The organism is Pelotomaculum terephthalicicum JT (assembly GCF_022410535.1).
GTDB lineage: Bacteria > Bacillota > Desulfotomaculia > Desulfotomaculales > Pelotomaculaceae > Pelotomaculum_D > Pelotomaculum_D terephthalicicum.
The window spans coordinates 121,732-147,663 of the sequence record NZ_JAKNBL010000005.1; the positions used below are offsets into that span (position 1 = coordinate 121,732).

General features: G+C 52.1%; 18 protein-coding genes and 1 pseudogene. All 19 read right to left on the reverse strand.

What is annotated here, in order from left to right:
• Positions 1 to 15: 15 nt before the first annotated feature.
• The 19 genes and pseudogenes from L9W92_RS05810 to uvrA all read right to left on the reverse strand — a co-directional run bounded on the left by L9W92_RS05810 (position 16) and on the right by uvrA (position 25,785).
• Positions 16 to 2,091: a sodium-translocating pyrophosphatase gene (locus tag L9W92_RS05810; RefSeq protein WP_240082797.1), complete on the reverse strand. Its 2,076-nt coding sequence runs from the start codon at positions 2,089 to 2,091 to the stop codon at positions 16 to 18.
• Between the two features lie 99 nt (positions 2,092 to 2,190).
• Positions 2,191 to 2,415 (reverse strand): preprotein translocase subunit SecG, encoded by a 225-nt coding sequence (secG, locus tag L9W92_RS05815; protein WP_240082798.1) that lies wholly within the window; start codon positions 2,413 to 2,415, stop codon positions 2,191 to 2,193.
• Positions 2,416 to 3,112: 697 nt separating this feature from the next.
• Positions 3,113 to 4,399: a phosphopyruvate hydratase gene (gene eno, locus L9W92_RS05820; RefSeq protein WP_240082799.1), complete on the reverse strand. Its 1,287-nt coding sequence runs from the start codon at positions 4,397 to 4,399 to the stop codon at positions 3,113 to 3,115.
• 12 nt (positions 4,400 to 4,411) lie between these two features.
• Complete coding sequence (gene gpmI / locus L9W92_RS05825; protein WP_282442297.1) at positions 4,412 to 5,971, reverse strand: 2,3-bisphosphoglycerate-independent phosphoglycerate mutase; 1,560 nt, start codon at positions 5,969 to 5,971, stop codon at positions 4,412 to 4,414.
• Between the two features lie 57 nt (positions 5,972 to 6,028).
• Complete coding sequence (gene tpiA, locus L9W92_RS05830; RefSeq protein WP_240082800.1) at positions 6,029 to 6,799, reverse strand: triose-phosphate isomerase; 771 nt, start codon at positions 6,797 to 6,799, stop codon at positions 6,029 to 6,031.
• Between the two features lie 35 nt (positions 6,800 to 6,834).
• A complete protein-coding gene (locus L9W92_RS05835; protein WP_240082819.1) occupies positions 6,835 to 8,019 on the reverse strand; it encodes a phosphoglycerate kinase in 1,185 nt (394 codons plus the stop codon).
• A 66-nt stretch (positions 8,020 to 8,085) separates the two neighbouring features.
• Positions 8,086 to 9,132: a type I glyceraldehyde-3-phosphate dehydrogenase gene (gene gap, locus L9W92_RS05840; RefSeq protein ID WP_240082801.1), complete on the reverse strand. Its 1,047-nt coding sequence runs from the start codon at positions 9,130 to 9,132 to the stop codon at positions 8,086 to 8,088.
• A gap of 302 nt (positions 9,133 to 9,434) precedes the next feature.
• Positions 9,435 to 10,847, reverse strand: a complete 1,413-nt coding sequence (gene rpoN / locus L9W92_RS05845; protein ID WP_240082802.1) for an RNA polymerase factor sigma-54 — start codon at positions 10,845 to 10,847, stop codon at positions 9,435 to 9,437.
• 145 nt (positions 10,848 to 10,992) lie between these two features.
• Complete coding sequence (gene whiA, locus L9W92_RS05850; RefSeq protein ID WP_240082803.1) at positions 10,993 to 11,937, reverse strand: DNA-binding protein WhiA; 945 nt, start codon at positions 11,935 to 11,937, stop codon at positions 10,993 to 10,995.
• Positions 11,938 to 12,060: 123 nt separating this feature from the next.
• Positions 12,061 to 13,413: a gluconeogenesis morphogenetic factor MgfK gene (gene mgfK, locus L9W92_RS05855; RefSeq protein WP_240082804.1), complete on the reverse strand. Its 1,353-nt coding sequence runs from the start codon at positions 13,411 to 13,413 to the stop codon at positions 12,061 to 12,063.
• 20 nt (positions 13,414 to 13,433) lie between these two features.
• Positions 13,434 to 14,282: an RNase adapter RapZ gene (gene rapZ, locus L9W92_RS05860; RefSeq protein WP_286725103.1), complete on the reverse strand. Its 849-nt coding sequence runs from the start codon at positions 14,280 to 14,282 to the stop codon at positions 13,434 to 13,436.
• Positions 14,283 to 14,398: 116 nt separating this feature from the next.
• Positions 14,399 to 15,472, reverse strand: coding sequence for a bifunctional phosphoglucose/phosphomannose isomerase (locus tag L9W92_RS05865; protein WP_240082806.1), 1,074 nt, complete (start codon positions 15,470 to 15,472; stop codon positions 14,399 to 14,401).
• Positions 15,473 to 15,476: 4 nt separating this feature from the next.
• Positions 15,477 to 17,480: an amylo-alpha-1,6-glucosidase gene (locus L9W92_RS05870; protein ID WP_240082807.1), complete on the reverse strand. Its 2,004-nt coding sequence runs from the start codon at positions 17,478 to 17,480 to the stop codon at positions 15,477 to 15,479.
• A 222-nt stretch (positions 17,481 to 17,702) separates the two neighbouring features.
• Complete coding sequence (locus tag L9W92_RS05875; RefSeq protein WP_240082808.1) at positions 17,703 to 18,674, reverse strand: ROK family protein; 972 nt, start codon at positions 18,672 to 18,674, stop codon at positions 17,703 to 17,705.
• Positions 18,671 to 19,474, reverse strand: a complete 804-nt coding sequence (locus L9W92_RS05880; RefSeq protein ID WP_240082809.1) for a Cof-type HAD-IIB family hydrolase — start codon at positions 19,472 to 19,474, stop codon at positions 18,671 to 18,673. Before L9W92_RS05880 ends, L9W92_RS05875 begins: the two co-directional genes overlap by 4 nt.
• Positions 19,461 to 19,877, reverse strand: a pseudogene (locus tag L9W92_RS05885) (hypothetical protein). Before L9W92_RS05885 ends, L9W92_RS05880 begins: the two are co-directional and overlap by 14 nt.
• Positions 19,878 to 20,013: 136 nt before the next feature.
• The gene (locus tag L9W92_RS05890) at positions 20,014 to 20,817 is read right to left on the reverse strand and encodes a Cof-type HAD-IIB family hydrolase (protein ID WP_240082810.1); all 804 of its coding nucleotides are present in this window, start codon (positions 20,815 to 20,817) and stop codon (positions 20,014 to 20,016) included.
• A gap of 64 nt (positions 20,818 to 20,881) precedes the next feature.
• Positions 20,882 to 22,735, reverse strand: coding sequence for an excinuclease ABC subunit UvrC (uvrC, locus tag L9W92_RS05895; protein WP_240082811.1), 1,854 nt, complete (start codon positions 22,733 to 22,735; stop codon positions 20,882 to 20,884).
• Positions 22,736 to 22,899: 164 nt separating this feature from the next.
• Positions 22,900 to 25,785: an excinuclease ABC subunit UvrA gene (gene uvrA / locus L9W92_RS05900; RefSeq protein WP_240082812.1), complete on the reverse strand. Its 2,886-nt coding sequence runs from the start codon at positions 25,783 to 25,785 to the stop codon at positions 22,900 to 22,902.
• Positions 25,786 to 25,932: the final 147 nt, after the last annotated feature.

Below are 25,932 nucleotides of genomic sequence, written 5' to 3' on the forward strand. Positions count from 1 at the left end.
GCATTTTTTTTGTTTTTAGCGTAAAAGTACAGAACCGATAATCAGGGAGACAGTACCGGCAACCTTGATTAGCGGGTTCATAGCCGGGCCGGAGGTGTCCTTGCAGGGGTCACCGACGGTGTCGCCGATAACAGCAGCCTGGTGAATCGGGTTGGGCTCGCCGTCAATTTTCTTACCACCCAGGTTGCCCTCTTCAATCCACTTCTTGGCGTTATCCCAGGCACCGCCTGCGTTAGCCAGGAACAGAGCCATCAGAACACCAGTTGCGGTTAAACCAGTCAGATAACCAGCCAGCGACAAAGCTCCCAGACCAAAGCCTACGAGAATGGGCATACCAACCGCAACCAGGCCGGGAAAGATCATCTTGCTGATAGCAGCGCCGGTGGCGATACTCACGCAACGGGCGTAGTCAGGCTTGCCCTTACCTTCCATGATGCCGGGGATCTCGCGGAACTGGCGTCGTACTTCGTTAATCATACTGAAAGCAGCCTCACCAACAGCACGCATAGTGGAAGCGCCAACCACGAAAGGAACCGCGGCGCCGATTAAAAGCCCGATTAAAACTTTTGGGTTATTCAAGTTCATTACCAGTTGACCGTCAACCAGCAGATGTTGCAGTTTCGGGTTGCGCACCACTTCGTCGGCAAAGGCCTGGAAGAGGGCCAGGGCGGTCAGGGCAGCGGAACCAATGGCAAACCCTTTAGCGATCGCAGCAGTAGTGTTGCCAACAGCATCCAGCTTGTCGGTTTTTTTACGGACTTCAGGCGGCAGCTCGGCCATTTCGGCAATACCGCCGGCGTTGTCGGCAACAGGACCGAAGGAGTCCATGGCCACCACAATGCCTGCGGTGGAAAGCATGCCCATCGCGGCCATAGCGATACCATAAATAGCGTGTTCGGGATTAACAAAACTGGCTGCCCAGAAAGCAAACCAAATGGCAGCGGCAAAGAAAAGCATGGGTAAAAATACTGATTCCATACCTACCGCCAAGCCTTGGATCACGTTAGTGGCCGGGCCGGTTTTAGAGGCTTCAGCGATGCGCCGGCAGGGAGTCTTGGTGTTGGCAGTATAGTACTCGGTAAGGGCGCCGATGGCGACGTTAACGATAAGACCGGCAGCAACAGCAAGAAAGATGCCAAAACCTTCTTTAGAGCCAAAGGTACTGACAGAAAGGAAGTAGACACCGATAGCAGTCATAATGTTGGTGGCCCACAGTCCCACATTAAGGGCTGCCTGCGGGTTGCCGCCTTCACTGGTGCGGACGAAGAAGGTACCGATGATAGAAGCAATGATACCGATCGCGCCAACCACCAGTGGGAAAAGCGCGCCTTCCATTCCAAAAATACTGTTGCCGATAATCATAGCGGCAATGGTAGTAGCGGCGTAAGACTCGAACAAGTCGGCGCCCATACCGGCTGTGTCACCGACGTTGTCACCAACGTTATCGGCGATGGTAGCCGGGTTGCGCGGGTCGTCTTCCGGAATACCGGCTTCTACCTTACCAACCAGGTCGGCGCCGACGTCAGCAGCCTTAGTGTAGATCCCGCCGCCGACACGGGCGAAGAACGCGATAGCGGACGCTCCGAAAGCAAAGCTGTTGATCACCACAGCGTCTCCATAAATAATAAATAAAGCAGAAACGCCCAACAGGCCCAGACCGGCAACGGACAAGCCCATGACAGCGCCGGCGCGGAATGAAACGTTTAGCGCCTTGCCCAGTCCATGGCTGCGCGCGGCTTCAGCGGTACGGGCGTTGGACTTAGTAGTGCTGTTCATACCGATATAACCGGCTATGGCTGAGCAAATAGCACCAACCAGGAAGGATACACACAGGGGAACGCCTTCAACCCGCGGATCAAGCATTGGTAATACTACAACAAGAAGAATGGCAATAACAATAGTAAAAGGAATCAGGGTCTTATACTGACGGTTCAGGTAAGCCATGGCGCCTTCCTGAACAGCTTCAGAGATCTCCTTCATTCTGGGGGTGCCCATGGACTCTTTCAAAATGCTAGCCAGAGTGGCAAGCGCAAAGAGTAGGGCAATCAACCCTGCGGCCGCGCCATAATAGGCCAGAGTAATGTCCTGCACTTTATTAACCCTCCACTTCTCCCAAAATTTCTTTTTTCTTCCGCTTCTCCCAAAATTTCTTTTTTTCTACTTTTCCCAAAATTCTTTTTTCTTTTCAAACTATTTCCAGGCAACCAAACCTAGTGCGGTAGCCGCGAATAATACCGCCACCACGATAGTGACTTTCCCCAGCAACTCGTCCAGCCCCTTCTTTTTACCGAATAGTGTTTCCGCACCACCGGCGATTGATCCAGACAGACCGGCGCTCCTGCCGGATTGCAGAATTACGACAGCGATCAGTGCAACAGAAAAAATGACATGCAGGGCAGTCACTGCGATCTTCACTACACAGTTCACCTCCTTATTAGGTCTTGTATCCCGGAAATTGCCAAACCTTAGACGTTTTTGATATATCGGTTTAAGTAACCTAATCCAATTGCAATATTCAATATTTTAAAATATCTTTAAAAATATAAGAAATTTATTAAAATAAGGTAAATACATGGCAATACCGGGATCAACGGTAAATAAACCAAATTCATTTTACCACAGCGCGTTATAACTGACAATCGTCATAGAACAAATATTTAGACAAATATGTTACTAACGCAACACCATCAGAAGGATGAAAATAGCATCACATAGAATCTCTTACTTTTACGGCTGGCGAAGGGAGGTCGAACTAGCTTGGTGCCACGAGCCCGATATTTAGACAGACCCCAACGACCAGGTGCACCACAGATAGTTGCTCCCATTCGGGAAGCACGCAGGACGGAATAATCATTCTCTTGGATGCAAGGTCACCATTGAATCAGTAGCTTAAATTCTTGTGTTGTTACTGTCATTTTGCTGCCAGGTTCATGCTTAGCTGGCTTTGTTAATTATTGTCTTCAAGGATTAAGAGTCTTTTAATTTTCAGAGTAGAGTAGTCTATAGCAAGTTTTCAGATTTCAGAGACATGAGAAAAAAAACTGCCGGGGACCTAACCATCAGCCCCCGGACAAATGCATTATTATTCATTAGTATTCGCAATACGGCGATTCTATTTTATGTTATAAAAAACACCCTTTCCTTTATAAAGGGCCAGGAGGCCCAATTCCTCTTCAATTCTCAGCAACTGGTTGTACTTGGCTACCCGGTCCGTGCGGCATGGCGCGCCGCTCTTGATCTGTCCGGCATTAGTCGCCACCACCAGATCGGCAATGGTTACGTCCTCCGTCTCACCGGAACGGTGCGAAACAACCGCCGTGAACCCGGCTTGCTTAGCCATTTCAATAGCGTCCAGAGTCTCAGTTATGGTGCCGATCTGATTCAGCTTAATTAAAATTGAATTGGCGACACCTAACTGGATGCCCCGGGCCAAGCGTTCGGTGTTTGTGACAAATAGGTCGTCACCAACAATTTGAATCCGCTTGCCCAGACGCTCGTTCAGCATTTTCCAGCCGTCCCAGTCATCTTCAGCCAGACCGTCTTCGATGGATATAATCGGATACTTATCCACCAGCATGGTGTAATAGTCCACCATCTCAGCCGCGGTAAGGCTTTTGTTTTCGGCCGCCAAAACATATTTGCCTTCTTTGAAAAATTCCGACGCGGCGGCATCGATAGCCAGGGCAATCTCCTCGCCGGGCTGATAGCCTGTGGCTTGAATCGCTTCAATGATCACCGCCAGCGCCTCTTCATTTGACCCGAGCATCGGCGCCACACCGCCCTCGTCACCGACCGCGGTGTTTAGCCCTTTCTTTTTCAGCACACTCTTCAACGTATGATATATTTCTGTATTCATCCGCAGCGCTTCGGCGAAATTCGCGGCGCCGACCGGCATAACCATGAATTCCTGAATATCGACGTTGTTATCCGCGTGCTTGCCGCCATTCAAGATATTCATCATCGGCACCGGCAGCACTTTGGCGTTTGTGCCCCCCAGGTACTGGTAGAGAGGCAGGCCCACCGCTTCCGCGGCGGCCTTAGCTGCGGCTATGGACACGCCTAAAATGGCGTTGGCGCCGAACTTGCCCTTGTTCGGTGTCCCGTCCAACTGCAGCATGGCCCGGTCGATACCGGCCTGATCCGTCGCATCGTATCCGGCTATTTCAGGAGCAAGGATGGAGTTGACATTCTCAACCGCCTTCAGAACCCCTTTGCCGTTGTATCGCTTGCTGTCGCCGTCCCTTAATTCGACTGCTTCATAGGCGCCTGTGGACGCCCCGGATGGAATGGCCGCTCTGCCCATGATCCCGTTTTCCAGGACCACTTCCACCTCAATGGTTGGGTTGCCGCGGGAATCAAGAATTTCCCGGGCATAAATGTCTTCTATTAATGTTGACACAGGTATTCCCCCTTATTTAATTGTACTGGCATTTTGCATTAACGATTTACCGGTCATTTCCCGCGGCTTGGGAATATTCAGCAGTTCAAGCATGGTTGGGGCAATGTCCTCCAGGCTTCCGTCACGCAGGAAAACACCTGTTGCATCGCGGCGGATCATCAAAAATGGCACCGGATTAGTGGTGTGGGCGGTAAAGACCTCGCCGTTTTCATCGATCATTTCATCAGCGTTGCCGTGGTCCGCGGTGATCAGAACAGTGCCGTTCTTTTCCAGCACGGCCGGGATCACTCTGCCCAGGCAACGGTCCACAGTCTCCACCGCGCTGACAGCCGCGTCCATAACACCGGTATGCCCGACCATGTCGGCGTTCGCATAGTTCATGATGATTACATCGAACTTGCCCGTGTTCAGTTGTTCTAAAAATGTATCGGTAACTTCAACCGCGCTCATTTCCGGCTTCAGGTCGTAAGTCGCCACTTTGGGAGAGGGAATCAGAATTCTTTCTTCACCCGGGTTGGGCGCTTCAACACCACCGTTAAAGAAAAACGTCACATGCGCGTATTTTTCCGTCTCGGCAAGCCTTAACTGAACGATTCCATTGTCGCTGAACACCTGGCCTAAGGTGTTACCCAACCGCTGCGGCTCAAAAGCCACAGGCGCTTTAATGGTCTTGTCATACAGCGTCATGCAGGTGAAATGCACCTTCGGATACCCGTCACGACGGGCAAACCCGTCAAAATCCTCATCTATAAAAGCACGGGTCAACTCGCGCGCCCGGTCCGGGCGAAAGTTGTAAAATATGATGGCGTCACCGTCAGATACTCCAGCCACCAGTTTGCCACCCTCCCGCGCGATTACCGTCGGCCGGATGAATTCATCTGTTTCTCCCCTGCCGTACCCGAGGTCTACCGCGTCGAACGGACTATTCGCCTGAATTCCGTCCCCGCAAACCATGGCGTTATAGGCCTGCTCCACACGCTCCCAGCGGCGGTCCCTGTCCATGGCGTAATAACGGCCCATTACCGTCGCCACCGCTCCGAAGCCCAATTCAACAAACTTGGCTTCGAGAAGGGTAAAGTATTCTTTGGCGTTGGCGGGCGGCACATCCCGCCCGTCAAGGAAAGCGTGAACAAACACCTGGTTAAGATTTTCCCGCGCCGCCAGCTCCAACAAGGCAAACAAATGATTAATGTGACTGTGCACACCGCCATCAGACAGCAACCCCATCAGGTGGAGTGCGGAACCATTCTTTTTGACATGTTTGACGGATTCCAGCAATATCTTGTTCTCAAAAAAACTTTTGTCCCTGACAGCCCGGTTTATCCGGGTAAATTCCTGGTAGACCACCCGGCCGGCGCCGATGTTCAAGTGACCCACTTCCGAGTTGCCCATTTGACCTTCGGGGAGGCCTACTTCCTCACCGGAGCAAACGAGGGCGCAGTGAGGGTAGCTGGCCAGGCAGCTATCCACATTTGGCGTGTTTGCGCGGGCGATAGCGTTGCCTTCAACCCTGGAACTAAGACCCCAGCCGTCCATTATTACCAGGACCAGGGGTTTTTTATTTGTCTTCAAATCAGGAACCTCCGGTTTCGGTCGTCAGTCGTCGGAAGTCGGATGTCAGAATAGAATCTAAACTCCGGCGGCTGCTTTTACTATACCTGAAAAACTGTCCACATCCAGGCTGGCGCCGCCCACCAGGGCGCCGTCGATATCCGGCTGCGCCATCAGGCCCGCGGCGTTTTGCGGTTTTACGCTGCCGCCGTACTGGATACGCACCTTTGCCGCCACATCCGCGCCGTATAGGTCACTTACCAGCTTGCGGATAAACCCGATCACTTGCTGAGCGTCCGCGTCTGAAGCGGTTTTTCCCGTACCAATGGCCCAAACCGGCTCGTAGGCGATTACCAGCCCGGCCGCTTGGTCGGCCACCAGGCCGGCCAGCCCCGCCTCTGTTTGAGTTTTTATTATTTTCTCTGTAATACCCGACTCCCGCTCCTCGATCCGTTCACCCACGCACATTATCGGGGTCAGGCCGTGCGCCAAAACGGCTTTAATCTTGCGATTAACATAATCATCAACTTCTCCGAAATACTGCCTGCGCTCGGAGTGGCCGATGATTACATATGAACAGCCGGCCTCTTTTAACATCAAGGGTGATATTTCACCGGTAAAAGCGCCTTCGTCCACCCAGTACACATTCTGCGCGCCCACACCGATGCCGGTGCCGCGCAGCGCCTCAGACACTTGAAACAAGGCAGTAAAAGGCGGACACACGACGACCTCAACGTCCTTGATTTCGTCTACTGCCCGCTTTAATTCATTGACAAACGCCAAAGCTTGGGAAACCGTCTTATACATCTTCCAATTTCCGGCAATTATGGGCTTGCGCTTTATTATCATTTTCATCAGCCCCCCCAATCATCAACTGGAATTCACTATTTATCAAGTAGAGCCACTACCCCGGGCAGCTGCTTGCCTTCAAGAAACTCCAGGGACGCGCCGCCGCCGGTGGAAATGTGGGTCATCTTTTCGGCAACTCCGGCTTTTTTCACCGCCGCTACCGAATCGCCGCCCCCAATTACGGTTGTCGCCTCTATCGTGGCCAGCGCGCCGGCCACGGCTTCCGTACCTTTGGCAAACGGCTCCATTTCAAAGACACCCATGGGACCGTTCCACATAATGGTTTTAGCTGATTTTAAGGCTTCAACAAAAAGTTTTACCGACTCCGGCCCGATATCCAGCGCCATCCAGTCGTCGGGGATCTGGCTTACCGGTACGGTTTTATGCTCTGCGTCCGGCGACGCTTCCGGCGCGATTACAACGTCAACAGGCAACAGGAAGTCTATCCCCTTGCTCTTAGCCTCTTCGATCAAGTCTTTCGCCAGTTCGACCTTGTCTGCCTCAACAAGTGACTTGCCTGTATCGCAGCCGGTAGCGCTCAAAAAGGTGTTGGCCATACCGCCGCCGATGACCAGGCTGTCGACCTTGTTAAATAAATTTGCGATAACCGGTATTTTATCGGACACTTTTGCCCCGCCCATGATGGCCATAAAAGGCCTTTCCGGCGCCGACAGGAGCTTGCCGAGCATTGCCAGTTCGCCCTCCATCAGGAAGCCGGCCACGGCAGGCAGGAATTTAGCCACTCCTTCAGTGGAAGCGTGGGCGCGGTGGGCTGTCCCGAACGCATCGTTAACATAAATATCAGCCAACTCGGACAGCTTCCGGGCAAATTCTTCATTGTTTTTCTCTTCTTCGGGATGGAACCGGACATTTTCGAGGAGAACCACATCCCCGACCTGCATACCGCTAATAGCGGCCTGCGGCAATTCACCGATACAATCGTCAACTTTTCGGACTGAAAACCCGAGCAATTCCGAGAGCCGCTTGGCTACAGGGTCCATCCTGTACTTGTCGTCTATTTTTCCTTTGGGGCGCCCGAGATGTGAAGCCAGAATGACTTTAGCCTTTTTTTCAAGAAGATAATTTATAGTGGGAAGGGCCGCCTTGATCCGGGTATCGTCGGACACCTGGCCGTTTTTATCCACCGGAACATTAAAATCCACCCGGACCAGCACCCGTTTGCCGGCCACATCCAGGTCGCGCACAGTTTTTTTGGCTATTTTTCATACACCTCCTTATAAATAGTCGCGGGTTGCCGGCGGGCAACACCGCGACCACATTTACACCTATAAGCCCTTAGAAGCGACATAAGAAGTCAGATCCAGCAACCGTTGGGAATATCCCCACTCATTGTCGTACCAGGCAATTACTTTAGCCATATTCCCTTCCATGACCATGGTTGAAAGCGCGTCAATAATAGTCGAGTGCGGGTTGCCGTTGAAGTCTATTGATACCAGCGGCAGTTCGCAGTACTCCATAATCCCTTTGAGAGCTCCTTCCGAAGCCTCTTTAAAAGCCGCGTTGATTTCTTCCGCACTGGTCTTCTTGGATAATTCCACCACCAGATCCACCACAGACACATTCGGAGTCGGCACCCGCATGGCGAAACCGTTTAGTTTGCCCTTCAATTCCGGGAGTACCAGTCCCACCGCTTTAGCGGCACCGGTGCTGGTAGGTATAATGGAAAGGTTGGCCGCTCTGGCACGCCGCGTGTCCCGGTGGGGCATATCCAAGATTTGCTGATCATTGGTATAAGCGTGCACGGTAGTCATAACCCCTTTGACAATGCCAAACTTGTCGTTAAGGACTTTGGCCACCGGCGCCAGGCAGTTGGTTGTGCAGGAAGCATTGGAAACCACGTGATGCTGCGCCGGGTCATACGTACCCTCATTAACGCCCATAACTACCGTTAAGCACTCTCCGCCCTTGGCCGGGGCGCTCAAGAGGACTTTTTTAGCCCCTGCCTGCAGGTGTTTCGCCGCATTCGCCGGGTTGTTAAATTTGCCGGTGGACTCAAGTACTATGTCAACGCCTAATTCCTTCCATGGCAGGAGTGTGGGATCACCTTCCGCAAATAATTTGATTTCCTTTCCGTTAATAACAAAGTTTCCATCTTTAACTTGAATATCCGCGTCATAAACGCCATGTACCGAATCATATTTAATCATGTGCGCGACTGATTCCGCATAAGTCTCTGAAACTGAAAGCCGGCTGGTTTTGTGGTTAACCGCTACGACATCAAGATCCGGGCGCTTCAGAGCGCCTCTTAACAGATCGCGACCAATCCGTCCTTGACCATTAATCCCTATTTTCACCCCATTAGTGTTACCCACTCCCTTCATTAGTGTACCATATTGAGCCTATTTTATTTAATTATTACATACTTTATTCTTCACTTGCTCTTCAAATTCCTTCTCGACAATATAATTTTCCATAATAAAAATCAGGGTATGACTTTAGCCATACCCCGGAAATTATTCAAGTATTCAGAATTCAGCAGTTAGCATGAGCGAATGGTTTATTTATCTTGAAATCACTCTAATACTGCTTCCGAAAATAAACCTTTATCATTTTCATCCATACTAATGGCGAAAAAGCGAAGCTTCATGGGTGTCTGAATTCTGCCTCCTGCAATTTAATACCTTTTTCTTTTCTGAACAGCCGGTATACCCAGTTCATCCCGGTACTTGGCCACAGTGCGCCGGGAAATACGTATCCCTCTCAGACTAAAAATATCGGCTATCTTCTGGTCGTTTAGAGGATACCTGTTATCTTCCCCGGCGATAATCTCTTGAAGTAATTTCTTAATGCTTCCCGCCGAAATTTTAGTCCCGGCATCGTTGTTCAGCCCGGTCGCAAAGAAACACTTCATCTCGAAAACACCGCGGGGAGTCTGAATATATTTATTCGAAGTGGCCCTGCTTACCGTTGACTCGTGGATACCAACAATTTCAGCGACCTTTTTCAGGTTCAGGGGCTTAAGGTATTTAATACCGCTATCCAGAAAATCCCTCTGCAACTCAACCAGACAACTGGCAACCTTGTACAAAGTCAAACGCCGCTGCTCAATGCTCCGGATCAGCCAAACAGCAGCATTGAGCTTATTTTCCACAAAACGGCGAGTATCAGAATCAATATTGTTTTCTTTATTCAATACAGATCGATACGCCGAGTTAATAGTTACTCGCGGAACGGTGACATCGTTCACCAGGATTATATACTCTTCTCCCACCTTTTCCAAAACAACATCAGGTATAATATAACACGCGTCGTTCATACCGGTGAAATTACGGCCTGGTTTCGGGTCAAGCGTTTTAATCAGATCGGAGGACTGCTGCACTTCCCGTATCGACACACCCAGGTTGTGAGCTATTTTGACAAGCCTCCCCTTAGCCAAGTCGGTTAAATGTTGGTTGATTAATCTACTGGTAACATCGTCTTTAATACCTAAACGCTCAATCTGAATCAACAAGCATTCCTGCAAGTTCCGGGCGCCTACTCCCACCGGCTCAAAACTCTGTACTAAATGCAAAACTTTAACTACTCTGTTTAAATCAACATTTAACCGCTCCCGCACTTCTGCGAGAGAGACTCTCAGATAACCATTGTCGTCTATGTTGCCGATCAAATATTCCCCGATTAACTTATCCGTCCCGTAGCACGAGGTTAGATTCAACTGCGACAGGAGATAATCAGACAAAGTGGGGGTCTGAGACAGGAATTTTTCGTAACCGTATCCCATCTGTTTCTGCTGTCTTTCTTTTTGGATAATCCCGCCGTCCCTGCCGTCATGGTATTGATCTTCGAAATAATCTTCCCAGTTAAATCCATTATCCTGCTTTTCCGCTTCCGGCTCGCCGGTTTTATCCACGTCATCAAACACACCGTCTTCCCGCAACTCCAACAAGGGGTTTTCTTCGAGCTGCTGTTCAATATACGCAGAGAGTTCCAGGGAAGAAAGCTGCAGCACAGTAATAGCCTGGCACAGCTTGGGTGTCATGACTAACTTTTGGGTCTGTTCCAAGTTAAGATTATAACCCATCTGCATAAAAAGTCCACACCCCCGGAGAACTTATTTCAAAGTAATAATTCACTAAAGAAAAGGCTTATTCCTGCCAAACACTCATACATTTCATAATATTCAGCAGGTAATTGTTAGATACGCACCAGCAAAATACCATAAATTTTTTATTTTAGAACTTCTTTCCCCTGATCTTTTCAGCTATTTCTTCAATTTTCCGCAAACGGTGGTTAATACCGGACTTGCTTAAGCGGGGCTGTGCAAAATCTCCTAATTCTTTAAGACTCGCGTCAGGGTATTTAACCCGCAACTCAGCCACTTCACGCAGAGAAACGGGAATATGCTCAAAACCCATAGTATCTCTCACCAATTTGATATTTTCCAACTGCCGGACCGATGCGTTAACAGTTTTGTTCAAGTTGGCGGTTTCGCAATTAACCAGGCGGTTGACCTGATTGCGCATGTCCTTGTATATCCTGGCGTTTTCAAAGTTGAGCAACGCCGAGTGGGCGCCGATGATATTTAAAAAACGGACTATCTGTTCACTGCCCTTCAAGTAAACAACATGCCAGTTTTTTCTCTCACTTACTTTGGCCGGCAGTCTCAATTTTTGCATCAGCCTGCCGATATAGCCGGCATGTTTTTCGTTATCGGTAATTAATTCGAGGTGGTAAGTGCCTTCAGGGCTGTTCACCGAACCGCCGCCGAGAAAAACTCCCCGCAAGTAGGCGCGGCGGCAGCACTCCTTCTTTAACAAGTCTTCCCGCACGTTGTTGATCAACCGGCCGTCCTGGTCAATCATGCCCAACCTGTTCAAAAGCGTATCTACTTCCGGCTGGGGAGGAATACGCACCAAATAAACATTGTTTTTGCGGAGGCGGGTTTTTCTCTGCACCAGCACCTCAGTGCGCATGTCAAACAGACTCTTGATCATGGAGAGTATCTTTCTGGCGACTGCGGCGTTTTCCGTGGCAATATGCAGTGACACAAGCCGCTCTCCATTAATCTGAATACTGCCGTCCATCCTGACCAGGGCAGCCAATTCAGCCAGACGGCAGCATGACTGCCGGCTGGTGACGCGGGCCAGCTCATTTTTTGTTGCCGCCGAAAAAGACAAACCACTAACCTTCTTTCTTCCTTATATATTATAACATAATAACAAAAAGAGAATAACACATATAACAAAAAGAGACGGGGTTCCCGCCTCCTGAATAATTTTATCCAGGTTATTTTCCAAAACTTAACGTGATTTAACGCCGGAAAACTCCTGATTATAAACCGCCTTCCGGCGCTCATGAAGATAGTGAACCCGATCCTGGGACCCGTTCGGTGACATAATCAGGCGCAGAATCCCCTGGGCCAGTTGATCCGGATGGTGGCGCACGACTTGGGTCTCGTGAATCAGGTTTTCACCTACAGCAGTTACCCCCAGCTCTTCTATTTTCTCCAGGTCCGCTAAAACAGGGCTGGCGCCGTCCTGCCGGTAGCGGACGCGCAGTCTGGCCGGAATCTGACCGGTGTTAAGCAAAACGTAATCAAGAAATTTTCCGGCATGGGCGATAATCGCGCGGAGGTGTTCCGAACCGGTGTAGTCATCCGTCTCGCCCGGCTGGGTCATCACATTGCAGACATATATTTTAATAGCCGAAGACCTGGCCAGAGCCTCGGGAATCCCTTTCACCAGCAAGTTCGGAATAACGCTGGTGTAAAGACTGCCCGGCCCCAGCACAACAGCGTCGGCCGCCTGGATGGCGGCCAGCGCCTCGGCTAACGGCAGACAGCGCTGCGGCTTGATAAATACTCGTTTTATTTTACCCTGGCTCCGGGTAATGCTGGACTCTCCCTGCACCACTGTCCCATCTGCCAATTCAGCACACAAGGTGATGTTCGACAAAGTTGCCGGCAGCACTCGCCCCCGCACGGCCAGAACCTTGCTCAGCCCGCGCACGGCCTGGTCAAAGCTGCCGGACACACCGGTCAGCGCGGCTAAAAGCAGATTGCCCATGCAATGGCCCGCTAGTTCACCAGTTGTAAAACGGTACTGCAGCAACTCTTCCATCAGTGGTTCTTTATCAGCAAGAGCTACCAGACAGTTACGAATGTCACCGGGCGGCAAAATACCCAAATCGCCCCGCAGGCGGCCGGAACTTCCTCCGTCGTCGGCTACAGTAACTATGGCTGTAAGGTTGCTGGTATATTTCTTCAACCCTCTCAGCAGCACGGACAACCCGGTGCCTCCGCCTATCACCACGATTTTGGGCCCGCGCCTGAGGCTGCGCTTCTCGTAAATAAACTCAGCCAACCTGCCCTCCTGCCCGGGCAAAAGCACAGAGGCTACCGATTGCAACGCTTTCAACAGGCCGACGCTCATTACAGCTATACCCATAGCAACAACAAAGACCCCTGCGATGACACTGTTACTCTGAACAATATAGCTCTTTTCCAGCTGATGAACGAAATCGGCTATGTCACTGGAAACCATGCCGCCGGTAAACAAGTCAATACCCACCCCGGCAAACACAAGTCCCCCCAGAGCCATGAACAACCAGCGTTTTACCCGCATGCCCGGATAGAACCACTTGATTATGATCATCTTCTTCTGAATCTCCTAAATTAATTTGAACGGTTGATATCCCGGTGACGTACGGTCACCCGGAAATTCTTTTCAGATAATATTTCCCCCAAACGGTTAGCCAGGGTTACGGAACGATGCATACCTCCGGTACACCCGACAGCAATCATCAGAGTGGTTTTACCTTCCTTGGAATACTGGGGGATAAGAAACTGGACCAAATCTGAGAATTTTTCCATAAATTCACTCGTCAACGGAAAACTGAAAACATATTCACGAACAACCGCGTCGTTGCCGGTAAAAGGCCTTAAGTTACTCTGGTAGTACGGATTCGGCAGAAAACGGACATCAAAAACCAGGTCCGAATCAAGAGGTATGCCGTATTTAAACCCAAACGAAATAACCGTGATATGCAACCCGGAGGCACAGGCGTTGTCGGCAAAGATACCGTTAATCACCTCTTTTAACTGCTGCACCGCCATATTTGAGGTGTCGATTATTTTGTTCGCCCTGCCCCGTAAATCTTCCAAACGGCTTCTTTCCTCCTGTATCCCTTCCAGCACCTCTCCGTACGTGCTTAAGGGGTGACGCCGCCTGGACTCCTTGAAACGCCGCACCAGTGTTTCATTTGAAGCCTCGAGAAAAAGTATTTCGCACCTGATGTCCTTGGCGTCAAGGTCAGACAATACTTCAAAGAAGGTGTCAAAGAACTCCCCGCCCCTGATGTCTACAACTAATGCTATTTTATTAATTTTATTGGCCGCTTGTGCACAGAGTTCAGCGAATTTCGGGATCAGCGCCGGAGGCAGGTTGTCCACGCAGAAAAAACCCAGATCTTCCAGGCTGTGTAAAGCCTGGGTTTTGCCGGCTCCAGACAAACCGGTAACAATAACGAGCCTTTGCGTAACCCATACCCCCTTTAAAACAGTATTCTATTCCTAAAATACTCTTATTATAACGGCGGCCAAATTAAACTGCAAGAAAATGCCGGAAAAAGTTTGTCGCTTCAGCGGTTTTGCAGCTCCTTTTTAAGAAGATCGATAACCTTAACCGGGCCAGGGTCCACACCATTCAGGGCGGCCAGATAAACACTTGCAAAATCCCCAGTGTAAATCAGGGAATATAACCTTGCCAGAACACCGCTACCGGTGGCCCGCACCTCGGTATAGCCGTCGACCGCATTTTGAATCACTTCTTTCGTTATCTCAATTCTCTTTTGCACACGTGGATGATCCCGCTCGTCCCTGAGAATGATGATATGAATCTTCTTTAAGATTTCAGGCGGGAACTCCAAACCCACAATCTCATTGTGGTTAAGCTCAGGCAGCACATTCCAGTAAGCCGGAGATTTGGCGTTTTCGTTAATCTGACCCTTCCAGCGCTGGGCAACAACCTCGGTAGTGCCGGCGGAACCCCAAATTACGGGGATTCTGCCTTGAAGTTTGCGGGCAATTTGTTTGGCCGGGTTTTCCGCTTCCATAACTGCCGGACCAAGCTTTGCACGCATATTGCCGATTAAATCAATCATTTCGTCAAGTTCTTCTGTCACGTCGGACAACAGGCCAAGCCTGTTCAAGACCTTCAAAGTGGGAATGAACAAATAGCCGGTGGCCGACCTGGGTGAAATGCCGCCGGGAATTTCAATCACCGGAAAACTATCTTTCTTGGCCGCTTCACCCAGCTTGCCGCCGGTGGTGATGGCAACGACAGACGCCCCCCTGTTCCGCGCCTCAGAGTAAGCGCTCAGCGTTTCCTCCGTATTTCCGGAATAGCTGACGGCAAAGACCAGGGTATCAGGCCCGACAAACTTGGGCAGCACATAATCCCTGTTCACAGTAATGGGAACTGAAATCTGACCGGCGGCGTAAACCCTCAGCAAATCCCCGCCAATTGCCGAACCGCCCAGACCGGTGACCACGATGTTGGATATGGCCTTAATTTCCGGCAACTGAACTTTTTCAACCAACTCCCGGCAGGCCCTGGCACACTGGCCGGGCAGGCCGTCCAGCGCCGCGAACATACCGATGGTGTCTATACGGCGTAACTCATCCTCCTGGTTTAAATCAACAAGCTGGGACATATCATTACCTCCTCGCTAAGGCTTCTATTTTCTCCAGCGCCTGAGGCCGGATTTCCAGCACGTCTTCAACATAAGCCCGCAGCACCTCGGCAACCCCCCAGGCCTGGGCGAAACAGCCCCGTGGGGCTATAGGCTCATTGCCGTCAAATATCTCGGAAACCTGGCCAACACCCCGGTCGCGCAAATGACTGCGGAAAGGCAAAAGAAAACGATAAGCCTGCTCGCGGCTGGACGCGCTATAGTCGTACGCCTTCCGGTAAGCGGTGACAAAAGGCCCCATCAGCCAACTCCAGGCAGTCCCCTGGTGATAAGAGCCGTCCCGCTGAACGCGATCCCCGGTATAAATTCCTTTGTATTCACCGTATTCCGGAGAAAGGCTGCGGATGCCATAAGCAACATAGAGTTCCTGCCAAACTTTGCGCACAACCCGGCGCGCCTGCTCTCCGGTCAGCATGCTGTAGGGCAGGCTGACCGCCAGCAACTGGTTCGGCCGGACCCGCCAGTCTTTTTCTTCAGGTGAAATTACATCACAAAGATAACCCTCTTTTTCACTCCAAAAACTGCCGGTAAAGCTTTCCTTTATCCTGTCAATCAAATAATGGTAAGCCGGCTGCTCCCCGTAGACGGCGGCCAGGATTTCCAACACGCAGACGGCATTGTACCACAAGGCGTTTACCTCCACGGGTTTGCCGTTCCGTGGCGTGACGACCCATCCGTCAACTTTGGCATCCATCCAGGTCAGCTGAACATCAGGTGTTCCCGCATTCAGCAGGCCGTCTTCGTCCATAAAGATATTGTAATCGGTTCCGTCCATATACCAGTGGACGATGTCCTTCAGTACAGGGTAAACCAAGTCATAGACAAACTCCAGATCGCCCGTGTAAACCAAGTATTTATATACCGCTTGGAAAAACCAGAGGGAAGCGTCCACAGTGTTGTAAAGCGGAGCTTCATCCCCATCCGGGAGACAGTTCGGCAAAAGGCCCTTCTTGCATTGCCGGACATAGGTCAGCAATATTTCCCGCGCGTCTTCAAACCTCTTGGTCACCAGGGTCAGTCCCGGCAGGGCGATCATGGTGTCCCTGCCCCAATCGGTAAACCAGGGATAACCGGCAATCACCGTTTTGGCGCCGGTTGACTGGCGCCGCACGATAAAGGCGTCCGCCGCCCGCACCAGCACGCGGGCAAAGGCTTCACCATAACCGGCTTGATTTTCCAAATCCCGCAGCCGGGCTCTTGCTTCATCAAGCAGCTTTTCGCCGTCCGGTCTGTGGAGTGCAACTGTCGACGCGAACACAGCCACAGTTTTGTCTTCACCCGCAGCCAGGGGCACCTCAAAAAAACCGGGAACGTAGTGATCCTCGAAGCAATTCTCTCCGCGCTCTTTTTCCTCCAGGTAAGCCATGCCTTTGAACCAGTCGCCGACAGAATTGTAAGCGCCGTCACTGATAGTGAGCAGCAACGGGGGCACTTCCTCCCGTCCTTTTACCGCGACACCGCCATTGACCGGTTTCTGGGCAAAGTTAATCTGGTCCGCGTTAGTTATAAAATGATGGCCCCGGCAGTTCACCATGGGCGTCAAACGTAAAACGCCGGGACCAGCCCCGTTTGTAATTTGATACAGAATAACGGTAGTATTCTGACCGTAGATCATGAAAATTGTTTTTTTCAGGATTATGTCCGTAAAACTATAGGTAAACGTGGGTAAAGGATCAACTTCAACCTGTTGCAGGTGAATGAAACCTGATTCACTCACCCCGGAACCGGTGCTGTTCGTAGCAAGGTTATAGGTACGCCCGCCAGCGGCAAACCGCTCGTCCAACTTCACCAACTGCACCACCCGGCTGCCGGGGGGGCTATGGGCGGCGATCAGCAATCCGTGGTATTTACGGGTGTTGGCACAGATAATTGTACTGGAAGCGTAGCCGCCGATACCGTTTGTTACGAGCCACTCTTTTTCGGCGCCGCGCTCAAAAGTGCGCCAATCGTCCTTGCCATAAAAATACATCTTTAGCCCCTCCCACCAATAGCATAATCAGTGGTCCCGGCTTTTATTCTGAATTCACCATTGCCTTTTTCAAAATCGCCCTCAAAGTAAACGCGCAGGCAAAGCTTGGTTAAAACATTAACGAAGCTGTTCCGAAAATCAGGGAAGGAATGTCCCCAATTAATTCCGCGCCGACAGCACCACGGCTCGTGATGATTACCTTTTTCATTAAATGAATAATAATTAGTCCAACTGAAGCGCCAGCGCCACCGCGCCAAGCACACCGGACCGCCTGCCCAGCCCGGCCGGCACCACCTGAACATGAGCGCACGCCGCGCCTAAAGCCCGGGCCTCAACTTCCGTCCTGACACCCTGCCAGATGGGCTCTCCTATTTCCATCACGCCGCCGCCCAGCACGATCATGTCCGGGTTGAGCAGATTGATCAAATTCGCCACGCCGACTCCTAAAAAACGTGCCGCATGGGAAATAATTGAAACTGCCTCCGGATCTCCCCCCGCCGCGGCCTCAGCCACTGTAACGGCACTGATCCCGTCCGGTTCGTTCCCGGCCCGGGCCAGGATATTTAATCCCTTGCCGCGTTCCACCAGGCGCCGGGCTTCCCGCGCGATAGCAGTGCCTGAAGAAACAGACTCAAGACAGCCCCGGCCGCCGCAGCCACAGAGCGGCCCATCCGGCAGCACGGTGATATGTCCGATCTCCCCGGCCCCGTCCGTGGCACCGTGATAAAGACGTCCGTTCAGGATCAACCCCCCGCCGATCCCTGTGCTGACAGTTATGTAAACCATATTATCCATGCCCCGCCCGGCTCCGTAAACATGTTCACCCAGGGCAGCCAGATTGGCGTCATTATCGATCATTACTTTCGCCCGCAGGCGCTCCCGCAGGAGTTTTTTCAAGGGAATACCGCGCCAGCCAAGGTTCGGCGCAAAATGAATCACCCCACTGGCAATGTCCAGGGGACCGGGTGAACCCACCGCGACAGCATCGATAAAATCAGAGGATACTCCAGCCTGCGCCCGGACTTGCTCAACGGTGGCGATAATTCGCCCAATCACGTGCGACGGCCCATTTTTAGTTTCGGTAGGGACTCTTGTTTCCGCTAAAATATGGCCGTCTCCGGCGGCCAGGGCGGTGTGGATCTTCGTTCCGCCGAGGTCAACCCCGATTACATAATGTTCCGGCAGGCGACTCACCTCCCCAACACAAACTTCTCGATCGCTTCAACTACTCCGGCGCCGTTCGGCGCGGTGGTCACATATCCGGCCTTTTTCTTGATGTCATCCCTGGCGTTGGCAACCGCGACGCCCAAGCCGGCGTACTCCAGCATCTCCAGGTCGTTATAACCGTCACCGATAGCCATGATTTCTTCTCTTTTTATCCCAAAATGCCTGGCGAGAGCTTCAAGAGCGTATCCCTTCGTTGATTTTGGGTGAGAAAACTCCAAAAAATACGGCTTTGATTTGGCAATATGCACTTTTCCGGCATATTTAGGTATTAACTCTTCGGCGAGACGGTCAAGCAGCTGCTCCCTGGCTATCGTCATTATTCTTGTAGGATCACGTTCCAGTATTTTTAAAAGATCCCCCACCAGTTCAGGCTTTTCACCGAAAATTTGAATGTACCGGCGGCCCTCCGGGGTATCATTTTCCATATAAAGCACGTCGTCCAGATACGTGTTCATATGATAGCCCAGTTCGTGAACCCGGGAGACGATCTCCCTTGCGTAGCGCACCGGCAACGAATGGTATAGCAAAACTTCCCCGGACAAGGCGTTTTTCACCAACGCCCCCTGGTAGGTGATCAGCGGCAGATCCAGTCCCAGTTCCTGCGCATATGGTAGCGCGGAGCGGTACATCCGCCCGCTGGAAACGGTAAACTGAACACCTGTGTTCCGCACAGCCACAATAGCTTCCTTCACCTGGTCCGTCAATCGCGCATTATCGTCCAGTAAAGTATCGTCCAAATCCGCCGCGATTAATTTAAATTTCTGCATAAATCCTCCCGGCACCAATATTATACAATATATCAATAAGAAGTAAATCAACCCGGCCTTGCCCCGCAAGTCGGTGATAAGTTACCGCGAAGCGGCGCGCTTCGTCCCGCAGGCGCTGCAGCAAGTGGAGCGCCCGGGAGTCCGGGGGCAAGGAAACCGGATCCGGCTGTCCCTCGCCGAAAAGCAGTTCTTCCTCCTTGGCCAGGCCGTAAGCAGGTATTCTTTCCAAACCAAGTTCCCGCATGACCCGGCGGACGGCGAAAGCTGCCTCTTGCCGCCGTCAACGATCCCTAAATCTGGCAAAAAGGTAAAATTTAGCCCCCTTGCTGGAAAGCTGCCCGGTGCGCAAAAGCTCCTTTTCCTCCAAGGCGCGGGTAAAACGCCGCCTGAGCACTTCCTGCATGGAGGCATAGTCATCCGGCCCTGTAACAGTGCGGATTTTAAAGCGCCGACTGGTCCCTGGCAGGTTTTCCTTCCTCAAAAACAACCATCAAGGCAAACACTGCCGGCACCCTTTACCTAATGTTCCGGCAGGCAACTCACCTCCCCAACACAAACTTCTCGATCGCTTCAACTACTCCGGCGCCGTTCGGCGCGGTGGTCACATATCCGGCCTTTTTCTTGATGTCATCCCTGGCGTTGGCAACCGCGACACCCAAACCGGCGTACTTCATCATCTCCAGGTCGTTATAACTGTCACCGATAGCCATGATTTCTTCTCTTTTTATCTCAAAATGCCCGGCGAAGGCTTTAAGAGCGTGTCCCTTTGTTGCTTTTGGGTGGGAAAACTCCAAAAAATACGGCTTTGATTTGACAATATGCACTTTTCCGGCATATTTAGGTATTAACTCTTCGACGAGACGGTCAAGCAGCTGCTCCCTGGCTATTGTCACTATTTTTGTGGGATCACGATCCAGTATTTTTAAAAGATCCCCCACCAGTTCAGGCTTTACACCGGAAACTTGACTGTACCGGTGGCCCTCCGGGGTATTATTTTCCATATAAAGCACGTCGTCCAGATATGCGTTCAAATGATAGCCCAGTTCGTGCACCCGGGAGACGATCTCCCTTGCGTAGCGCACCGGCAGCGGATGGTATAGCAAAACTTCCCCGGACAAGGCGTTTTTCACCAACGCCCCCTGGTAGGTGATCAGCGGCAGATCCAGTCCCAGTTCCTGCGCGTATGGTAGCGCGGAGCGGTACATCCGCCCGGTGGAGATGGTAAACTGAACACCTGTGTTCCGCACAGCGACAATAGCTTCCTTCACCTGGTCCGTCAATCGCAAATTATCGTCCAGTAAAGTATCGTCCAAATCCGCCGCAATTAATTTAAATTTCTGCATAAATCCTCCCCGTACCAATATTATACAATATATTGATAAGAAGTAAATCAATTCAACAAGTTTTTCACTTGCGGAAAAATGCATATATAGCGAGCGCTGCTTTTTTATTCATTCCTTTAACGGCAGTCAAATCCGCCAGCGAAGCTTTTTCGATCCCGGAAATACTGCCAAAAGCCTTTAGCAGGGCGCGGCGGCGCACCTCACCGATGCCCTCCACTTCATCCAGCAATGACTTCAACCCGGCCTTGCCCCGCAAGTTCCGGTGATAAGTTACCGCGAAGCGGTGCGCTTCGTCCCGCAGGCGCTGCAGCAAGTAGAGCGCCCGGGAATCCGGGGGCAAAGCAACCGGATCCGGCTGTCCCTCGCCAAAAAGAAGCTCTTCCTCCTTGGCCAGGCCATAAGCCGGTATTTTTTCCAATCCCAGTTCCCGCATAACCCGGCGGGCGGCAGCAAGCTGTCCCTTGCCGCCGTCCACGATCACCAAGTCCGGCAAACGGTAAAATTTAGCCTCCTTGCTGGAAATTTGCCCCGTGCTAAAAAGCTCCTTTTCTTCCAGGGCGCGGGTAAAACGCCGCCTGAGCACTTCCTGCATGGAGGCATAGTCGTCCGGCCCTGTAACAGTGCGGATTTTAAAGCGCCGGTACTGGTCCCTGGCAGGTTTTCCTTCCTCAAAAACAACCATCGAGGCAACACTGCCGGTACCCTGGGTATTGGAAATGTCATAGCATTCCAGCCGGCGGGGAGGCCGCTCCAGCGCCAGCGCGCCGGCCAGTTCGGTCAAGGCCGCCGCCGCTTCTTCACCTTGGGCGGCACCATCGCTCTGTACTTGCTCCAAAGTTAAAAGAGCGTTTTTGGCCACCATCTCCACCAATTTCTTTTTCTCCCCGCGGCTGGGCGTTTTCAGGAAAACCCTGACCCCTTTTCTGCCGGTAAGCCATTCTTCAATTACCGCCTTCTCTTCCTCAACGCTTTCGGACAAGAGAACTTCCCGGGGGATAAAATCAATACCGGTATAATACTGTTTGATAAACGCGCCGAGCACTTCGGCGCGGCTCAGGTCTTCCGTGCCTTTCAGGATGAAATGATCCCGCCCGATCAGCTTGCCGCCCCGCACAAAAAACACCATTACGCAAGCCTCGTCAAATGCCCTGGCCATGGCTATAACGTCCTGATCCTCAAAGCCGTTTGAAATAATCTTTTGTTTTTCAATTACTTCCCGCACCGACCGCAATTGGTCGCGCAGTACGGCGGCCTTTTCGAACTCGAGATTTCCCGCGGCTTCTTCCATTCTGGCCGTCAGGTGTTTGATCAGATCCTCTTGCCGCCCTTCCAGGAAAAGACACACCTCGTTGATCATCGCCCGGTATGTTTCCCGGTCCGTAAGCCCGCAGCAAGGGCCAAGGCAACGCTTGATGTGATGGTTCAGGCAGGGTCTTTCTCTTGCTGCCGGTTCACGCTGCTTGCAGGAACGGAATGGGAAGATCTTTTTCAGAAGGCGCAAGGTTTCATTTACCGCCCCCACCCTGGTGTAAGGCCCGAAATATCTTGACCCGTCTTTAACGTGCCGGCGGGTAATCTGCACTCGCGGATAGCTTTCATTCAACGTAATTTTCAGATACGGATAGCTTTTGTCATCCTTAAGTAAAACGTTGTAGCGGGGGCGGTGTTCCTTGATCAGGTTCTGTTCCAGGATTAGCGCCTCCACTTCGGAGTCGGTGACAATATAATCCAGGCCGGCTACTTTTTCCAGCATTACCTTCGTTTTGGGCTGGTGCTGCGCGCCTGCCTGGAAGTAAGAACGAACTCTATTTTTTAGCGATAGCGCCTTGCCTACATAGATTATTTCACCGTCGGCGTTACGGTAAAGGTAAACCCCCGGCTTGGCGGGGAGCAGTTTCAGTTTTTCTTCCAGTTGCAATTTACCACCGCCTTTAAGGAAAGGGGACACACCTCTCTCTAAAGCCTTTCTTTGGGGTCGGAGGAATGTCCCCGATGGAAAGGGGGACACACTTCTCTTTAAAGCCTAACTATGGGGTCGAGGAATGTCCCCAACGAATGGAGGAATGTCCCCAATTGATAAGTTCACTCGCCAACACTCTTGCTCAGCGCCGGCGGTTCTTCCTCCGCTTCCCTCCAAAACCTTTGCCGTGGTCCCCTGGCGAGGACTTTACCCAGAAACTGCCCGGTATATGATTCCGATACTGCCGCCACTTCTTCCGGAGTGCCGGTTGCCACCACCTCACCACCCATGTTGCCCCCTTCGGGGCCCAGGTCGATAATATAGTCGGCAGTTTTGATCACATCAAGGTTATGCTCAATCACTACCACTGTATCCCCGGCATCCACCAGCCGGTGCAGCACTTTCAGCAAATGGTCGATGTCGGCGGTATGCAGACCGGTGGTGGGTTCGTCCAGGATGTAAAAGGTCTTGCCGTTGGAACGTCTGGACAGTTCCGTGGCCAGTTTGACCCGTTGGGCCTCGCCGCCCGAAAGGGTGGTAGCCGGCTGCCCGAGGCGGATATAGCCCAAGCCGACATCCTGCAAGGTCTTCAGCTTGCGATGAATTTTCGGGATTTGCCTGAAGAACTCCACTGCTTGGTCCACCGTCATTTCCAGCACATCGGCAACATTCCTGCCCTTGTAGCGGACCTCCAGGGTCTCCCGGTTGTAGCGCAGGCCCTTGCACACCTCGCAGGGTATATATACATCCGGCAGGAAGTGCATCTCAATTTTGATAATCCCGTCTCCCTGGCAGGACTCGCAGCGCCCTCCTTTGACGTTAAAGCTAAAACGCCCGGCTTTATAACCGCGCATCTTCGCTTCCGGCGTCATGGCGAAAAGATCGCGAATATCATTGAATACTCCGGTATAAGTGGCCGGGTTGGACCGGGGCGTGCGCCCGATGGGAGACTGGTTGATATCAATTACTTTATCCAGGTGTTCGATGCCGTCGACGCCCCGGCAGCGCCCGGGCTGAGTCCTCGCCCGGTGCAGCTCCTGCGCCAGTTTCCTGTATAGAATATCATTCACCAAGGTGCTTTTGCCCGATCCGGAGACCCCGGTCACGCAGATAAACACGCCCAGCGGGAACGACACATCAATATTTTTCAAGTTGTTTTCCGCCGCTCCCGCCACCACCACTTCCTTGCCGTTGGCCTGGCGGCGGGAAAAGGGCATCGGGATGGCCTTCTTGCCGCTCAGGTACTGACCGGTAATTGAATCCGGATTGTCAACAATATCCTGATAACTGCCGGACGCCACCAGCCGGCCGCCGTGCACCCCGGCGCCGGGGCCGATATCAATGATATGGTCGGCGGCAAGCATTGTATCTTCGTCATGCTCTACAACAATCAACGTATTTCCCAGGTCGCGCAGGCGTTCCAACGTGCGGAGCAGGCGCTGGTTGTCCCGCTGGTGCAGCCCGATGCTCGGCTCGTCCAGGATATAGAGCACACCCATCAGCCCGGAGCCGATCTGCGTGGCCAGCCTGATTCGCTGCGCCTCGCCGCCCGAAAGGGTTCCCGCCCCCCGATCCAGGGTAAGATAATCAAGCCCCACATTTACCAGAAACCCCAGGCGCTCGTTAATTTCCTTCAAAACCTGCCGGGCAATCATTCTTTCCCGCCCGGTTAAATCCAGCGTGCTGAAGAAATCCCGCGCCTCCAGCACCGAAAAGCGGGTGACCTCGGTAATGGAGCGGTCCCCCACTTTCACCGCCAGCACCTCCGGCTTGAGCCTGGCGCCGCCGCAAGCCGGGCAGGGGCGGCTGCTCATGTAGTTTTCAATTTCCTCCCGCTGGTGCTCCGACGCCGTTTCCTTATAGCGGCGGGACAGGTTGTTAATCACCCCTTCAAAGGGCACGTACATTTCGTGTCTGCGGCCGTAAAAATCATTCTGCAAAATAAAATGAATCCGGTTGCCGCCCGTTCCGTACAAGATAATGTCCAGGTGTTCCGGCGCCAGTTCTTGCAGCGGAGTATCCACACTGAAGCCGTAGTGACGCGCCACTCCCTCCAGAAACTGATAAGAGTAGCCGCCTTTGGACCAGCCTTCAATCGCCCCGCCGGCAATGGACTTGCGCCGGTCGGGTATAACCAGGTCCGGGTCGATCTCTTTCTTGAAACCCAACCCGGTGCACTCGGGACAGGCCCCGTAAGGGCTGTTGAAAGAGAACAGGCGCGGTGTAATTTCCATTATGCTGATGCCGCAATCGACACAGGCAAAATTCTCGCTGAAGGTGATTTCTTCCGTTCCGCCGACTACCGCCACCGCCAGGCCGCCGCCTTGCTTGAGGGCGGTTTCCAGCGAATCGGCGAGCCGTCTCTCGAAGCCCGGCCGGACGATAATACGGTCCACCACCAGCTCGATAGTGTGCTTCTTGTTCTTGTCCAGCTTGATTTCCCCTGAGGTGTCCAGCACCTCGCCGTCCACCCTGACCCTGACGAAACCGTTCCGGCGGATGTCTTCAATAACTTTCACATGTTCGCCTTTTTTGCCGCGCACTGCCGGCGAGAGGATCTGCAGGCGCGTGCCTTCCGGAAGGGAAGCCAGGCGGTCCACCATTTGCTCCACCGCCTGCCGGGTGATCAACTTACCGCAGCGGGGGCAGTGAGGGCGTCCTATTCTGGCGTAGAGCAGCCTCAAGTAATCATAAATTTCCGTCACCGTGCCCACCGTAGAGCGCGGGTTGTGGCTGGTGGTCTTCTGATCGATGGATATGGCCGGGGAAAGCCCTTCGATGTAATCCACATCCGGCTTGTCCATTTGTCCCAGAAACTGGCGGGCGTAAGCTGAAAGAGATTCCACATAACGGCGCTGCCCCTCGGCGTAAATAGTGTCAAAAGCCAGCGAGGACTTGCCGGAGCCCGATAAGCCGGTGATCACCACAAACTTGTCGCGGGGAATCTCAACATCAATATTTTTCAAGTTGTGGACGCGCGCGCCCTTGATTAAGATTTTGTCAAGCATAAAAAAACTCCTACTATACCATTAAATAGCCTCTCGGCATTCGCCGAGGCAGATGGCACAAGGCTTTGCTTGAACCATCGTTATTGAATTCCTCCTACTTACCATAGAGGAATTTTTTTTAAATCCGCATCCAATTGGGAATTCGGA